Below are 15,768 nucleotides of genomic sequence, written 5' to 3' on the forward strand. Positions count from 1 at the left end.
CATGAACACCTCGCGAACCTGCGGATTGCCCAGCAGGAACGGGCCGAACGTCTCGGGGAACACATCATGCGGCCCCACGCTGTACCAGACCTCGCCCGACATTTCATCGTCTTCGTTGCGCGGCGCCGGCACGCGCCGGAAGTTGCAGTCGGTGACGTACTCGATCTCGTCGTAGTCGTAGAACACGACCTTGCCGTTGCGCGTGACGCCGAAGTTTTTCCAGAGCATGTCGCCCGGAAAGATATTGGCCGCCACCAAGTCTTTCAGCGCGTTGCCGTACTCGATCACGGCGTGCTCCAGTTGCTCGGGCCCAGCCTCTTGAAGATAGATGTTCAGCGGGATCATTCGTCGCTCGATGTAGACGTGCTTGACGATGAGGTAGTCGCCCTCTTCTTCGATCAGGCTGGGCGCAAAGTGATGCAACTCGGCCATCAGCTCCTCATCGAAGCGATCCCGCGGGAAAGCCACGTTGGTGAATTCGAGCGAGTCGGCCATGCGCCCGACGCGATCGTGCTGCTTGATGAGCTGGTATTTGCCCTTGATCTGCTCGCGTGTCGTTTCTTTCTGCGGCGGGAAGAAGTCTTTGATGATCTTGAAGACGAACGGGTACGACGGCAGATCGAACACCAGCATCACCATGCCCTTGATGCCCGGCGCGATGCGAAAGCGGTCGCTCGAATGGCGCAGGTGAAATAGAAAGTCGCGATAAAACAGGTTCTTGCCCTGCTTCTGCAGGCCGATGGCGTTGTAGAGCTCGGCGCGCGGCTTGCGCGGCATCATCGACCGCAAGAACTGCACGTAGCCCGACGGGATGTCCATCTCGACCATGAAATAGGCACGCGCGAAGCTGAACAGCGCCTGCATGTCGTCTTCGCCGAGCAAAACGGTGTCGATGTACAGACGCTGTCGCGAGTTGTGCAGGATCGGCAGCGCGAACGGCAACGAGCGATACCCGTTGACCACCTTGCCAACGATGTAGGCTCCTTTGTTGCGATAGAACAGCGACGACAGTACCTGGAACTGGAAATTCGTGCGCAGCCGCACGTTGTCGATCTGACCGTGCAGGTCGTCCATCACGAAGCCGATGTCGCGATCCAGATCGTCAAACTCGACGTTCAAGTTGAAGTCGCGCACGATCTTGGTCAACACATCGCGCATGGTTTCCAACTTCGGGTAGTAGGCCCGGAAGGTCAGCGCCGACTGCTTGTCGTCGATCTCGATGTACTCGGTGGACACCGCCGGCCGCACGAAGATGAAATCGTTGCGGAAGTAGCGTCGATGCAGGATCTTGATGGTCACCGAGTTGAAGAACGTCTCGGCCAGCTCGGGCTGATGGTGGTTGACCAGCAAGCCGATGTAGTGGAGCTTGATCTGCTGCCACACCTCCATGGGCAAGGCGCTCGCACCGAATTCAGATTGCAGCCGATCCACGGCCTCTTCGACCCGCAGGTCGTAGAACTCGATGCGCTCGCGGTTGCCTCGCTGCTGGCCGTGCCAATCGGCCGACTCGAAGCGCAGCTTGGCTTCGGCGCCCGCCTGGCGAAACAGACGGTAATGGCGGTTGAAGCCCTCCAGCATGGCTTGGGCAATCTCGAAGGCGCGCGAATCGGTGAGTTTTTGCGGAAACATCGTGGTCTCTGATATTGGCCGGACAACGCCGGCTGACGAGCAATGGATAAGGTCGGACAAGGCTGGCGCAAGACGTTGATCAGCCGAGATAGCGCGCCTTCAGGCCATTCAGCGCTTGCGCGTAGGCGCCCTTGACGTCCGATGCGCCCGACACGGTCAAGTGCAGGTTGTTCAGCAAGCCGTTATGCAAGCCGTATACCCAGCCGTGCACGACGACCAGTTGGTTGCGCTTCCAGGCGTCCTGAACCACGGTGGTCTGGCAGACGTTGAGCGTCTGCTCCAGCACATTCAATTCGCACAGGGCGCGATGGCGCTGCTCATCGCCGGGCAAGGCGTCGAGCCAATACTGGTGCTTGTTGCGCACGTCCTGCACGTGTCGCAGCCAGTTGTCGGCGATGCCGACGTGCACGTTGTCCATGGCCGCGCGAACGCCGCTGCACCCGTAGTGCCCCACCACGATCACATGGCGCACCTGCAGCTTGTCGATGGCGAACTCCATGACCGACAGGCAATTGAGATCGGAATGCACCACCACGTTGGCCACATTGCGGTGCACGAACAACTCGCCCGGAAGCAGGCCGACGATCTCATTGGCCGGCACGCGGCTGTCGGAGCAGCCGATCCAGAGATATTGCGGCGACTGCTGGTTTTGCAGACGGGTGAAAAAACCGGGCGAGCGCTGTTCGGTTTCTTGGGCCCACTCGCGGTTTTTCTCGAACAGTGATTGCAGATCCATGGGCGCTCAACGTAGGTGATAAATGCCAGCCAGCATCCTAACAACCCGCCGAGGCGAATCCGACAAGCCGCAGAGGATCAGTCGAGTTGGGGCAGGATCTGATCGCGCAGCCGCCCCCTCGCCTCGTCGAGATCAGGGATCACCGAGCGGACGACGTCCCAGAAACGCGGGCTGTGGTTCATCTCGCGCAAATGCGCCAGCTCGTGAGCCACCACGTAATCGATGGTGGACAGGCCCAGGTGCACCAGACGCCAGTTGAGCCGGATCGAGCCGTCGGCGCTGGCACTGCCCCAACGGGTTTGAGCACTCGACAACGACACGCGCTTGACGCTCACGCCCAAGCGCTGCGAGAACACGGCGCAACGCTCCTCGAACACTTGCCGGGCTTGACGCTGCAGCCACGACTGCACCACGTCTCGAATCTGCTCGGGTTGCGCTGCATGTGGCAGGCCCACGCGCAAGGTCAGACGCGGCACGCCGGGCAGCGCCTGGGCGTCGGTGCGCAGCACGGCACCAGTCACCCGGTCGTCGAGCACCAGGATCACGGTGTCGCCCAAGAACGGCAAGCTCGTGCCATCGCGCCATTCGATGCGGGCGGAATCTTGCTTGCGCGCCCGTTCATGTTGCTCGGCCAGCTTGTTGCGAATCCAGTCGGCCTTGTCGCGCAGCGCGGCTTCCACTTCGCCCCAGCCCACCCAGCGCGGCGCACGCACGCTCAGGCCCTCGGTGCTGACCACCATGCCGATGCTGCGTCGACGCGCGCGCTTGAATTCATAAGCCACCAACACGTTGCCCAGGCGGATCTCGCGCTCGGCCCGAGGATGCCGAAATGCCACATGCGAGCCGATCGCGGCATCGTGCCGGTGAGTCTGATGCAAAGACTCGGGCGATGCCCGGACTGCATCCACGGCGCGCGGCACGCAAGCGCTCATCGCCGTGTCAATCGGGCTCGGCGCGGGAGGGTTTGGCGTCGTGGCGCACGGACTCAACGCCGGACTCGGCGGCGGGGCGCCATCGACGCAAGAGCGGTCGTCTCGCCACAGAGACATCTGCGGGGTGTCCGTATCAACTTGAGCCGCCCCCATCTTGCGAGTCATGTGCCGAACGATGCCTTCCGAATCGAGGCGGGTTCGGCGACGAACTCACCCTTGTAAACCTCGGCATCGAGCTTGCGCATTTCGGATTCGATCCACTGCTCCACGTCCGGCATCAGCGAGTCGGGCGTGTGGCCTCGCGAGTCGATGGGCCAGCCGAACGACACGTCCACCACGCCGGGCCGCTGCAAGAACAAGCCTCCCAGCCGGGCCATCGACCAGCCGAAAAACGACGCCAAGATCAGCTCACGCTTGAACACATGGCTCAACGGCATGGGCAGCAACACCGGATAGGTGAGGGTTTCCCAGGCCGACTGATGCCTGGAACACAACACGGCGCGCTGACCACGGGCATTCATTTCAACAAGGCAAATATCACCGCGCGCAAATACACCATGGCTTTGTCCATCAAACCGCCTCGCCTTCCAAAACCGAGTCGAAAAGCGCCCGCGTCAAGCGGCGAGTTTCGACAGGTCAGCCACCCGGTTCATCGCCGCGTGCAACAGGGCCAGCAAGCCCAGCCGGTTGGCGCGCAAGGTCGGGTCTTCGGCGTTGACCATCACACCGTCGAAGAAGGCGTCCACCGGTTCCTTCAGCACGGCCAGCGCCTTGAGTGAACCCGCGTAGTCGCCCTGCTCGAAAGCCTGGTCGGCCTGCGGCTTGACGCCCGCCAGCGCCTGCGCCAACGCGGCCTCGGCGGGCTCCTTGAGCATGGCTGCGTCCACCTTGGCTTCGACCTCGCCTTCAACCTTTTTGAGGATATTGCCGACGCGCTTGTTGGCCGCAGCCAGCGAAGCCGCTTCGGGCAAGGCTGCAAAAGCGCGCACGGCTGCCAGGCGCTTGGGCACGTCTGCCAGACGCTGCGGGCGCAAGGCCAGCACCGCATCGACCTCTTGCGCGCTGTAGCCCTGCTCGCGCAGCGACACCGCCAGCCGATCGAGCATGAACGCCAGCAAAGGTTCGGACGGGTTGGCGATGAGCTCGCCGAATGCCGGCACGGCCGACGCGATCAGCGCAGGCAGGTCGAGCGACAAATTCTTTTCAACCAGGATGCGGATCACGCCCAGCGCGTGGCGGCGCAGCGCGAACGGGTCTTTGTCTCCGGTGGGCAACTGGCCAATGCCGAACAGGCCGACCAGCGTCTCCAACTTGTCGGCCAGCGCGACCACCGTGCCCGTGTGGTTGCGCGGCAGGCTGTCACCCGCGAAGCGCGGCTTGTAGTGGTCTTCGATGGCGATCGCCACGCCGTCGCGCAGGCCTTCATGACGGGCGTAGTAGCCACCCATGATGCCCTGCAGCTCCGGGAATTCGCCCACCATGTCGGTCAGCAAGTCGGTCTTGGCCAGCGAGGCTGCCTGCTGCACCTTGCTGTCGAGCACGTCGAGCTCGTCCTTGGCCAGCACGGTATACGGGTACACGGCCATGCGCAGCTGCTTGACGATCTCGTGGCCGATGGCGCGCACGCGCTCGGCGCGTTCACCTTGCGTGCCCAGCTTGCCGTGGTAGACCACCTTGGCCAAGCCATCGACGCGCGAGGCCAGCGTCTTCTTGCGGTCTTGATCGAAGAAGAACTTGGCATCAGCCAGACGCGGGCGCACCACGCGCTCGTTGCCGCCGATCACCGCGCTCGGGTCGGCCGGCTGGATGTTGCTGACGAGCAGGAACTTGTTGGTCAGCTTGCCGGCTTCGTTCAGCAGCGGGAAGTACTTCTGGTTGGCCTTCATGGTGAGGATCAGGCACTCTTGCGGCACCTCCAGGAAGGCTTCTTCAAACTGCCCCATCAGCACATTCGGGCGCTCGACCAGCGCGGTCACCTCGTCGAGCAGCGCGTCGTCGTCAATCGGCTTGAGGTTGACGCCGGCCTTGGCAGCGGCCGCTTGCAGCTGGCGCACGATCTCGGCGCGGCGTGCGGCGAAACCTGCGATCACGGCGCCCTGGGTGCGCAGTTGCTCGTCGTAGCTGTCGGCGTCTTTGATGACGATCGGATCGACGCTCGCTTCAAAGCGATGACCGTGCGTTTGCCGGCCCGACGTCAAGCCGAGCACCGCCACGTCCACCACCTCGTCGCCGTGCAACGCAATCAGGCCATGTGCGGGGCGCACGAAATCGACGCTGCTCCAGCCGTCAGCCAGCTGGTACTTCATGACCTTCGGGATCGGCAACTTGGCCAGCGCCTCTTCGAGCGCCTTCTGCAGGCCTTCGGCAAGGGTGGCACCGGCCACCACGCTGTCAAAGAACAGCGCTTCGGCCTTGCCGTCGGGTTGCCGCTTGAGGCTGGCCACGGCATCCGGCCCGGCGCCCAGCGACGCCAGCTTCTTCAGCAGCGCCGGCGTGGCGTGGCCCTGGGCATCCAGACCCACGCTCACCGGCATCAATTTCTGCGACACCGGTTTGTCGGCCGCCTTGAGCGCGACCTGGGTCACATGCACCGCCAGACGGCGCGGCGACGCGAAATCCGTCGCCACGCTGGCGCTGCCCGCCAAACCTTGCTGCTTCAGCGACTCGACCAGCACCGACGAAAACGCCTGCCCGAGCTTGTTCAACGCCTTGGGCGGCAGTTCTTCAACAAACAACTCGACCAACAGATTCTTGGTAGTCATGCTCAGGCTGCCTTCTTGTTGTTATTGATTTGGGCCACGACTTCATCGGCCCAGGCCTTGGGCGCCATCGGGAAGCCCAGTCGTGCGCGGCTGTCGAGGTAGCTGGCCGCCACGCTGCGCGCCAGGTTGCGGATGCGGCCGATGTAGCCGGCGCGCTCGGTCACGCTGATGGCGCCGCGAGCGTCGAGCAGGTTGAAGGTGTGCGCGGCCTTCAGCACTTGCTCGTAGGCGGGCAAGGCGAGCTGCTGCTCCATCAGGTTCTTGGCCTGCTTCTCGTACGCACCGAATGCCGTCAACAGGAAGTCGACGTCGCTGTGCTCGAAGTTGTAGGTACTCTGCTCGACTTCGTTCTGGTGAAACACGTCGCCGTATTTCAGACCGGGCGCGTAAGTGAGGTCGTAGACGTTCTCCACGCCTTGCAGGTACATGGCCAGACGTTCCAGGCCATAGGTGATCTCACCGGTGATGGGCTTGCAATCGATGCCCCCCACTTGCTGGAAGTAGGTGAACTGCGTCACCTCCATGCCGTTGAGCCAGACCTCCCAGCCCAGGCCCCAGGCGCCGAGCGTGGGGTTCTCCCAGTCGTCTTCGACGAAGCGGATGTCGTTCTTCTTGAGATCGAAGCCGAGCGCTTCGAGCGAGCCCAGGTAGAGCTCGAGGATGTTGGCCGGCGCGGGCTTGAGCACGACCTGGAATTGGTAGTAGTGCTGCAGACGGTTCGGGTTCTCGCCGTAACGCCCATCTTTGGGGCGACGGCTGGGCTGCACGTAGGCGGCCTTCCAGGGCTCGGGGCCGATGGCGCGCAAGAACGTGGCGGTGTGGCTGGTGCCGGCGCCCACTTCCATGTCGTAGGGTTGCAGCAGGGCGCAGCCTTGGGCGTCCCAATACTCCTGCAAGCGCAGGATGATTTGCTGGAAGGTCAGCATGGTGTGTTTCTGGTTGGCTTGAATTCGGAAGGCGAACGCGGCTTTGACGGGGTACGGCTACCGTCGCAAAACCGTTCACCGGAGAGTGACAAATTCTACGGGGGCGCCGTGTGCGCCTTTCAAGGGCTTCGCGGCAGGCGGCGTATCGCTGCGATCGCGGCCAGAGCCAGGCACAGCAGCGGCCACAAACCCCATCGCCCAGCCCACCAGGCGAACGGAGTTGTCCCAGCCCGCCCCTCGACGGAAGCGCGCAACACGCCCTGCTCGTAAGGCGCCAGACTGGCCGTGACCCGCCCGCGGTGATCGATCACCACCGTCGCGCCGGTATTGGTTGCGCGAATCATCGGCCGCTGCAATTCCAGCGTCCGCATCCGCGACATCTGCAGATGCTGCTCGACCGCCAGCGACGGCGTGAACCAGCCGATGTTGCTCAGGTTCGCCAAAACCGTCGGCGCACGATCGGCGTCAACCATGCGCGCCGCGAGCTCCTCGCCAAAAACGTCTTCGTAGCAGATGTTCGGCGCGATCCGCTGCCCCAGCGCAGCGAACGACGGTTGATCCAAGTCGCCCCGGTTGAAGTCGCCCAGCGGGATGTTCATCATGCGAACGAACCAATGAAAACCCGTCGGGACGAATTCGCCGAACGGCACCAGGTGATGCTTGCTGTATTGGTAGCTGGGCAGCGCACCGCCAGTGGTCTGGGCCGACAGGCCGACCACCGAATTCGTGTATCCCTGCCGCTCGGTGCCCAGCGGCACGCCCACCAGGGCCGCGCGACCGGGCCGGTCGAACGCGGCGCGCAGGTTGTCCCAATACGAGGCAGGCGTCATCGACGGCAGCAGCGGAATGGCCGTCTCCGGCGCCACCACCAGTCCGTCGCCAGCGGCCTCCAGCGCCTGGCCATACCACGTCAGCTGACTGAGCAGGTTCGATGGCAGGAATTTCTCGTTTTGCGGGACATTGCCCTGCAGCAAGATCACCTGCATCTCGCCCGCGCCAGCCGTGAAATCACGCGCGCCGAGCAGAGATACCCCACCGAACACCGAGCCCCCAACCAGCAAAGCGGCCCCAGCCATCGGCACGGTGCGCGCCAAGCCCACCCCTGCAGCCAAACAAGCCGCGACCGCCCCGATACCGTAGACACCACCCCACGGAGCCAACGCTGCCAAGGGGCTGTCAACGTAGGCGTAACCGGCCGCCGCCCACGGGAACCCAGTCAACAGTACCCCGCGAGCCCATTCGGCCAACAGCCACAGTGCGCCGAACAACAAGGCATCGACCACGATGCGCCCTCGCCGCCAAGCCACGAACAGGGCCATCGCTGCGGCGAGGCCCAAGGCCATGAACGCGCTGAGCGCCAGCACCGCCAACGCCGCCAAACCGGCAGGCAAACCGCCGTAGCGATGCATGCTGATGAACAGCCAGGCGGTAGCCGCCGCGAACCAGGCCGTGCCGTAAAGCCAGCCCAGCCAAGCGCCTCGGCGCCAGGTCGCCACGCGGCCCACACTCCTGGCCAGCACGGTCGCAGCCAAGGCCTGCAGCCACCAAGCCGACTGCAAGCCCAGAGCCCGCGGCGAATAAGCCAGAACTTGCGCGCACGCCGCCCCGACAACCAGAAGAGACTGCCCGGTCAGAACATGCCGAAGGCCAGCGCCCTCCGTGCTTGCGCCGATCAACCGCCGACGCATGAGCTATGTACGGGTGCCCGAGCCAGAACGATCGTCCTGGTCACGCGTCACCTTGAACCAGCGAACCGAGCCGCCTCGCGCCAGCATGACCTGGAAACGCAAACCGCCCATCGCGAAAACCTCGCCTCGACGCGGCACATGCCCCAGCTCATGGGCCACATAGCCACCGATGGTGTCGAAATCGTCAACCGACAAATTAACGTCAAAAGCGTGATTGACAGCACCGATGTCGGCATCGCCCGCCACGCGCTGACTGCCGTCGGCCAGCGTGAAGATGTTGCTTTCACCGTCCTTCTCGTCGAACTCGTCTTCGATCTCGCCGACGATTTCCTCGAGCACATCTTCGATCGTCACCAGGCCGGCCGTGCGGCCGAACTCGTCAATCACGATGGCCAAGTGATTGCGATTCGAGCGGAAATCGCTCAGCAATTCATTGAGGCGCTTGGACTCGGGCACGAAGATCGGCGGACGCAACAAGGTACGCAAGTTGAGCTCGGGGGCGCGCTGCAGCTTGAGCAGATCCTTGGCAAGCAGGATGCCGATGATGTTTTCACGGCCCCCCTCGAACACCGGAAAACGGGAATGCCCCGTATCAATGACCACGGCCAGCAGATCTTCGTAGGCCGCATCGATGTCGAGCAAGTCCATGCGCTTGACCGCCACCATCACGTCGCCAGCCGTGAGATCGGCCATGCGCAAGATGTTTTCGAGCATCACTCGTGACTGCGGCTCGATCAGCTCACGCTGCTCGGCATCGGCCAGGGTTTCGATGAGTTCGTCGGTGGAGTCGGGGCCGGGCGAAATGAATTCGACGAAGCGATCAAGCAGACTGCGGCGGTCTGCGTGCGCTCCGTGCCGCTCGTTGGCGTGCTTGTCTGCCGCGCGGGGCGGTCGACTAGGGTAAGGATCAGACACGTCAGCGGGTGTCGGTAGTGGGGGAGCGCCAAGAATACCCGATCACCATGAAAATCGGATCGGCGCTAGCATTCGTCTTTTAATAGAGTCAGGCACCATGAGCCTCATACCCGTCACCATCCTCACCGGCTTCCTCGGCAGCGGCAAGACCACTCTGCTCAAGCGAATCCTCACCGAATCCCACGGCCAGAAAATCGCGGTCATCGAAAACGAATTCGGCGAAGAAAACATCGACAACGACATCCTGGTGTCGGATACCGACGAGCAGATCATCCAGATGAACAACGGTTGCATCTGCTGCACCATCCGCGAAGATCTGCGCGCCACGCTGTCCAACCTGGCCGCCAAGAAGCGCGAGGGGCACCTCGATTTCGAACGCGTGGTCATCGAAACGACCGGATTGGCCGACCCCGGCCCGGTGGCGCAGACCTTTTTCATGGACGACGAGATCGCCGAGATCTACCTGCTCGACTCGATCCTCACGCTGGTGGATGCCAAACACGGCTCGAAGCAACTCGACGACCGCCAGGAAGCACGTCGCCAGGTCGGATTCGCCGACCAGATCTTCCTGAGCAAGACCGACCTGGTGTCGCAGGCCGAGGCCGATGAGCTGAGCCACCGCGTCAAGCACATGAACCCCCGCGCCCCGCAGCATCGGGTGCACTTCGGCGAAGTGCCGCTGGCGGACGTGTTCGATCTGCGTGGGTTCAATCTGAACGCCAAACTCGACATCGACCCCGACTTCCTGGCGGTCGATGCCGGGCACAAGCATCACCACGATCACGACCATCATCACGAGCACGGCGAAACTTGCTGCCACCCTCACCACCATCGCCATGACGACGATGTGAAATCGTTCGTGTTCCGCTCCAACCGCCCCTTCAATCCGGCCAAGCTCGAAGATTTCCTGGGCGGCATGGTCCAGCTTTATGGCCCCAAGATGCTGCGCTACAAAGGCGTGCTCAATGTGGTCGGCATGGACCGCAAGGTCGTTTTCCAGGGCGTTCACCAATTGATGGGCAGCGATGTCGGCCCCAAATGGGCTCCCGGCGAAGTCAAAGCCAGCAAAATGGTGTTCATCGGCATTGACTTGCCGCAAGACATCTTCCGTCAAGGTCTCGAACAGTGCCTGGCCTGAAACTGCCCGTAAATTGACTCAAGCGGCTTCGTGGCTACAATCCGCCGCGCTTGAAATTCGGTAGTTCTGATCAAGTCCAAAACCCGCATCACGATGGGGAGGGGTTGAGTGGTCACCAATGTCGCGAGGAGATCCCTGTGAGCAAGACGGCCCAGCGAGTTTCTAAGGAAGTCACCGCCAAAAAGACGGTGATCGCAAAACCGCCGGCGAAAACCGCAGCGGCATCACCCAAGACGCCTGCCAAAGTAGTCAAGGCCCCAAGCAAGACATCAAAGACGGCGTCAGAAAAGCCAACCCAAGCGCCCGCCAGTTCGGCCAAGGCTGCCCCAAAAACCGCAGCCAAGGCTGCTCCAGAACCAAAAAACACTCAAGTCATCAGCAAGGCTGCCGATTCAAGCTCTCAGAAGGGCGCCAAAGTTGTTGCAACCAAGGCAGCCAAACAGAAATCCGTTCCCGTGTCTCTGCCACCGGCGCACCAGATTCCCGCTCCAGCACCGGTGTACAAGCCCAGCCGCCTCGATTTACCTACTCAAATGCCCCAAACTGCAACCGCCGTCAAGGTGGATCCCAAACTCGCCAACGCCTGGAAAAACAAGGCTGGCCGAGATCTCTCGGAAGCCGAACTGCTGGCCATGCCAGACAGTGAGTACATGAACGAGAAACAGCTCGAATTCTTCAAGGCCCGGCTGGACCTCCTGAAGGAAGACCTGCTCTCCAACGCGGGCGAAACAACCGAGCATTTGCGCGAAGACACCTCGATCGTGCCGGATCCCGCAGATCGCGCGACCATTGAAGAAGAGCACGCCCTGGAGTTGCGCACCCGCGATCGGGAACGCAAACTGCTGAAAAAGATCTCGCAAGCACTTGTCCGCATTGATTCGGGCGAGTACGGTTATTGCGACGAGACGGGTGAGCCCATCGGTTTGGGCCGACTGATTGCTCGCCCGACGGCTACGTTGTCCCTCGAAGCGCAGCAGCGTCGCGAATTGAAGCAAAAGCTTTTCGGAGATTGACGCCTGGCGCAAGAGTAAGCTTGCGCCTACTCTGCCGCGCCCTGCCTTGCCATGTTCTTGATGCATTCGGTTTCTTGCCAAGTTTCGTCTTCCACGCAGGCACGCCGCGTGGTGCGGTGTGTTCAAGTCTGGCCGGTCGGCGTAGTCCGCTGACCCATTCAACATGGCAGACGCACCGAAAACCCCTCCTGGCTTTTTGCGCAAGGTTGCGCGTTTTGTCGTAAACCCCACGACCGACTGGGCTGAGTTGAGTTCGCCGCCAGAAGACGGCCTGGAAAGCGAATACGCCAAGTCTGAGATCAAGGCCATGGTGGAACGCAAGCGCCGCAACGATTTCGTGCGCAAGCGAGAATTCGACATGCTGCGCAAGATCCGCCGTGACGGCGTGTCGGGCGGCGATCTGATCGGCACCTCGTCCAATCTAGACTCCGAATCGCGCGTCAACGACAGCGCCAAACCCGATCGCGAGGTCAAAGCCAAGATCGACGCGATCGAGCAGCAAATGGTGGGCGAATCGCTGCGCAAGCACGCCGCCAGCCAGTCGCACACCCCGTCGTTCTACAACGCCACGACCCTGCCGGCGAGCATGGAAGAAGCCCCCTCGCGCGAGCGCTTCGACACCGACACCATCTCGTCCGAAGTCATCGAGGCAGCTCGATCGGCCTCGGCGCCGCCCAACCCTGTCGTATTGACATCGGCGGTGTCTCCATCCAGGCCTGCTGTCGCCACGCCATTGAATCTGCATTCGGGCGCGGCATTCAACGATCCGTTGGCAATGGACGTCAGCGAGGTGGTTCACGACCCCGAGCTGGACGAGGCCGTGATCGCATTCGCCAACGCCGACTTCGATCAATGTGAACTTTCGCTCTCTGCCCTGATCGCTCCGAATGGTCGTCGAGCCGATCATCCAGAAACCTGGATGGTGTTGTTCGATCTCTACCGCGCAACAGATCAGCACGCCAAGTTCGACCCACTGGCGCTCGACTACGCCCAGCGTTTTGGCCAGTCTGCACCGCAATGGTTTTCGCTGCCCAAGCAGGTGGCGCAGGCCAATGCCGCCACTGCAGCTGAAGCGGCCAAGCGGGTTGTCGTGGCCAAACCAGCAGCAGCGACGCCCCAGGCTGCTCCGGCTGTTGGTTGGGCCTGCCCGGTTACGCTTGATGAAGATGCGCTGACGCACTTGCGCGCCCAGATCCTGCAAATGCCCCTGCCCTGGGTGTTGGACTGGAGCGCGCTTCAGCACATCGATCCGCAAGTCTGCCACCAGCTGAGCCTGACCCTTCGCAGTTGGGCCAACGAAACCTACGAAATGCGCTGGATTGGCGCGCAGCACCTACTAAGCCTGCTGCAGGACGCCTCACCGACCGGATCCCGCGATGCCGACCCTGCCTACTGGCTGCTCCGTCTGGATGTGCTGCGCCTGCTGGGCCGCAGCGATCAGTTCGACGAAGTGGCGATCGATTACTGCGTGACCTATGAGGTGTCGCCTCCGTCGTGGGAGCCTGCCAGATGCAAGGTTGTCAACAGCGATGAACACGCGCTCACGTCGACGGCAGCAGCGCAGTTATCCAAAATCAGCGATGTCTCGACGAGCTTCGTCGAATCGCGCTTCCAGGATGAGCCTGCCATGCTCGAGATGGCGTCGCTCGAACTCAGTGGCCAACTGGTAGGTGATATTGGCCCCGTTCTCACCAAGCTGGACGAATCGGTTGGCAATGCCACGGTACTCGATATCAGCTGCGCGCACCTGATTCGCGTCGATTTCATTGCCGCCGGTGATCTGCTGAACTGGGTGCTGGGCCGCCGCGCGGAGAACCGCACGATCCACCTGGAAGAGGCAAACCGTCTGGTGGCCTTGTTCTTTGGCGCGATGGGAATCAACGAACACGCACGAGTACGGCTGCGCAACGTCTGACGCCGCCTCTTCCGAGCCTTCACGGGTCCACGGCGAATTCGCTCGAAGGCACTGCCTCCTTGATGGTCGCCTGGCCGCTGGTCTATCGCCCCGTATCACGCACCCCGCTTCCTGAACTGCGCCCCAGCGCCTTCACTGCCTTTTTGATCTCGGCGACCTCTCGGTGCACTGACGCCCTTCAAAATGGCAGGTTGAGCACAGCTGCGCTTGCCTTCTCCTCACATTCGGATCGAACTTACTCATGGAAGCGTTTCACGGCACCACCATCGTCAGCGTTCGGCGTGGCAATCAAGTAGCCTTGGGCGGCGATGGGCAAGTCACGCTGGGCCATATCGTGGTCAAGGCCAGCGCCCGGAAAGTACGCAAGCTGTATCGGGAGCAGGTGCTGGCCGGGTTTGCCGGCGCCACCGCCGATGCATTCACGTTGTTCGAGCGCTTCGAAGCCAAGCTCGAGAAACACCAAGGGCACCTCGCCCGCGCCGCGGTTGAATTGACTCGCGACTGGCGCACCGACCGCGTGCTGCGCCGCCTGGAGGCCATGCTGGCCGTTGCCGATGCCCAGACGTCGCTCATCATCACAGGCAATGGCGACGTGCTGGAGCCCGAGCACGGCATCATCGCCATCGGCTCGGGCGGCGCCTACGCTCAGGCCGCAGCGCGCGCCTTGCTGGGCGAAACCACGCTGACTCCGCCGGAGATCGTCAAGAAGTCGCTCGAGATCGCCGGCGACTTGTGCATCTACACCAACCAGAACCACACCATCGAGACCTTGTGATGAGCCACATGACGCCGCAAGCCATCGTCGCCGAACTCGATCGCCACATCGTGGGGCAACACGACGCCAAGCGTGCCGTGGCCATCGCCCTGCGCAACCGCTGGCGCCGCCAGCAGGTCGAAGACACGCTGCGCCAGGAGATCACACCCAAGAACATCCTGATGATCGGCCCCACCGGGGTGGGCAAGACCGAGATCGCGCGCCGGCTGGCCAAGCTGGCGGACGCCCCGTTCATCAAGGTCGAGGCCACCAAGTTCACCGAAGTCGGTTACGTGGGCAAGGACGTTGACTCGATCATTCGCGACTTGGTGGAATCCGCCGTCAAGCAAGAGCGCGACCGCGAGATGCGCGAGCAGCGCAACAAGGCCGATGACGCGGCCGAGGAGCGCATCCTCAACGTGCTGGTGCCACCCCCACGCGCCGAGTTTGGCCTCGCGCCTGCCGCCCCAGCCGACAACTCGGCACGCCAGATCATGCGCAAGCGCCTGCGCGAAGGCTCGCTCGACGACAAGGAGATCGAGATCGAGCTGAGCGAACCCCGCGCGCAGATGGACATCGTGACCCCGCCCGGCATGGAAGAGATGGCCGAGCAGTTGCGCGGCATGTTTGCCCAGGTCGGCGCGGGCCGCAAGCAGGCTCGCAAGCTCAAGATCGGCGAAGCCAAGAAGGTGCTGGCCGATGAGGAAGCGGCTCGTCTGCTCAACGAGGACGACATCCGCAGCCGCGCGGTGCATAACGCCGAGCAGAACGGCATCGTGTTCATCGACGAGATCGACAAGGTCACCTCGCGCGCCGACAGCCAGGGCGCCGAGGTGTCGCGCCAGGGCGTGCAGAGAGATCTGTTGCCGCTGGTCGAGGGCACGACGGTCAACACCAAGTACGGCATGGTGCGCACCGACCACATCCTGTTCATCGCGTCGGGCGCGTTTCACCTGAGCAAGCCGAGTGATCTGATCCCGGAGCTGCAGGGACGCTTTCCGATTCGGGTGGAACTCGCTTCGCTTTCGGTGCAGGACTTCGAGGCCATCCTCACGCAAACGGATGCCAGCCTGATGCGGCAGTACCAGGCCTTGCTCGGCACCGAGGGCGTGACGCTCGACTTCACCACCGACGGACTGCAACGCGTGGCCCAAATCGCCTGCGACGTGAACGAACGAACCGAAAACATCGGCGCCCGGCGGCTGTCCACCGTCATGGAGCGCTTGCTGGACGAGGTATCGTTCGACGCGCCCGGACTCACCGGTCAGTCGATCCGGATCGATGCGGCCTACGTCGACGGCAAACTGGGCGCGCTGTCCAGCAACGAAGACCTGTCCCGATTCATCTTGTGACGCGTGAT

At 62.6% G+C, this 15,768-nt stretch carries 13 protein-coding genes; 5 read left to right on the forward strand and 8 right to left on the reverse strand.

Features of this window, described 5'->3' with window-relative positions; all coding sequences use genetic code 11:
• The 8 genes from aceK to ACE3SS_RS08250 form a co-directional block, all read right to left on the reverse strand.
• The coding region (aceK, locus tag ACE3SS_RS08215) for a bifunctional isocitrate dehydrogenase kinase/phosphatase (protein ID WP_374592773.1) at window positions 1–1,629 on the reverse strand (1,629 nt) is incomplete at its 3' end.
• Window positions 1,630–1,708: 79 nt separating this feature from the next.
• Entirely contained in the window at window positions 1,709–2,365 is a 657-nt protein-coding gene (gene can, locus ACE3SS_RS08220) for a carbonate dehydratase (RefSeq protein WP_374592775.1), read from the reverse strand.
• A gap of 77 nt (window positions 2,366–2,442) precedes the next feature.
• Window positions 2,443–3,243, reverse strand: coding sequence for a M48 family metallopeptidase (locus ACE3SS_RS08225; protein WP_374592777.1), 801 nt, complete (start codon window positions 3,241–3,243; stop codon window positions 2,443–2,445).
• Window positions 3,244–3,458: 215 nt separating this feature from the next.
• Window positions 3,459–3,818 carry a hypothetical protein gene (locus tag ACE3SS_RS08230; RefSeq protein WP_374592779.1) on the reverse strand — a complete coding sequence of 120 codons (360 nt, stop codon included), beginning with the start codon at window positions 3,816–3,818 and terminating at the stop codon, window positions 3,459–3,461.
• Window positions 3,819–3,911: 93 nt separating this feature from the next.
• Window positions 3,912–6,059 (reverse strand): glycine--tRNA ligase subunit beta, encoded by a 2,148-nt coding sequence (gene glyS, locus ACE3SS_RS08235; RefSeq protein ID WP_374592781.1) that lies wholly within the window; start codon window positions 6,057–6,059, stop codon window positions 3,912–3,914.
• Between the two features lie 2 nt (window positions 6,060–6,061).
• Window positions 6,062–6,985 (reverse strand): glycine--tRNA ligase subunit alpha, encoded by a 924-nt coding sequence (gene glyQ, locus ACE3SS_RS08240; protein ID WP_374592783.1) that lies wholly within the window; start codon window positions 6,983–6,985, stop codon window positions 6,062–6,064.
• 119 nt (window positions 6,986–7,104) lie between these two features.
• Entirely contained in the window at window positions 7,105–8,673 is a 1,569-nt protein-coding gene (gene lnt, locus ACE3SS_RS08245; protein WP_374592785.1) for an apolipoprotein N-acyltransferase, read from the reverse strand.
• 3 nt (window positions 8,674–8,676) lie between these two features.
• Window positions 8,677–9,588 carry an HlyC/CorC family transporter gene (locus ACE3SS_RS08250; protein ID WP_374592787.1) on the reverse strand — a complete coding sequence of 304 codons (912 nt, stop codon included), beginning with the start codon at window positions 9,586–9,588 and terminating at the stop codon, window positions 8,677–8,679.
• A 97-nt stretch (window positions 9,589–9,685) separates the two neighbouring features.
• Here ACE3SS_RS08250 and ACE3SS_RS08255 point away from each other — a divergent pair, with 97 nt between their 5' ends.
• From ACE3SS_RS08255 to hslU, 5 genes are all read left to right on the forward strand, one after another.
• Window positions 9,686–10,726, forward strand: coding sequence for a GTP-binding protein (locus ACE3SS_RS08255; RefSeq protein ID WP_374592789.1), 1,041 nt, complete (start codon window positions 9,686–9,688; stop codon window positions 10,724–10,726).
• A gap of 137 nt (window positions 10,727–10,863) precedes the next feature.
• The gene (dksA, locus tag ACE3SS_RS08260; protein ID WP_374592791.1) at window positions 10,864–11,739 is read left to right on the forward strand and encodes an RNA polymerase-binding protein DksA; all 876 of its coding nucleotides are present in this window, start codon (window positions 10,864–10,866) and stop codon (window positions 11,737–11,739) included.
• Window positions 11,740–11,902: 163 nt separating this feature from the next.
• A complete protein-coding gene (locus tag ACE3SS_RS08265) occupies window positions 11,903–13,654 on the forward strand; it encodes a hypothetical protein (protein WP_374592793.1) in 1,752 nt (583 codons plus the stop codon).
• A 241-nt stretch (window positions 13,655–13,895) separates the two neighbouring features.
• Complete coding sequence (hslV, locus tag ACE3SS_RS08270) at window positions 13,896–14,429, forward strand: ATP-dependent protease subunit HslV (RefSeq protein ID WP_374592795.1); 534 nt, start codon at window positions 13,896–13,898, stop codon at window positions 14,427–14,429.
• Window positions 14,429–15,760: an ATP-dependent protease ATPase subunit HslU gene (gene hslU / locus ACE3SS_RS08275; protein ID WP_374592797.1), complete on the forward strand. Its 1,332-nt coding sequence runs from the start codon at window positions 14,429–14,431 to the stop codon at window positions 15,758–15,760. Before hslV ends, hslU begins: the two co-directional genes overlap by 1 nt.
• Window positions 15,761–15,768: the final 8 nt, after the last annotated feature.

Source organism: Aquabacterium sp., from assembly GCF_041915145.1.
Classification (GTDB): Bacteria; Pseudomonadota; Gammaproteobacteria; order Burkholderiales; family Burkholderiaceae_C; genus Aquabacterium.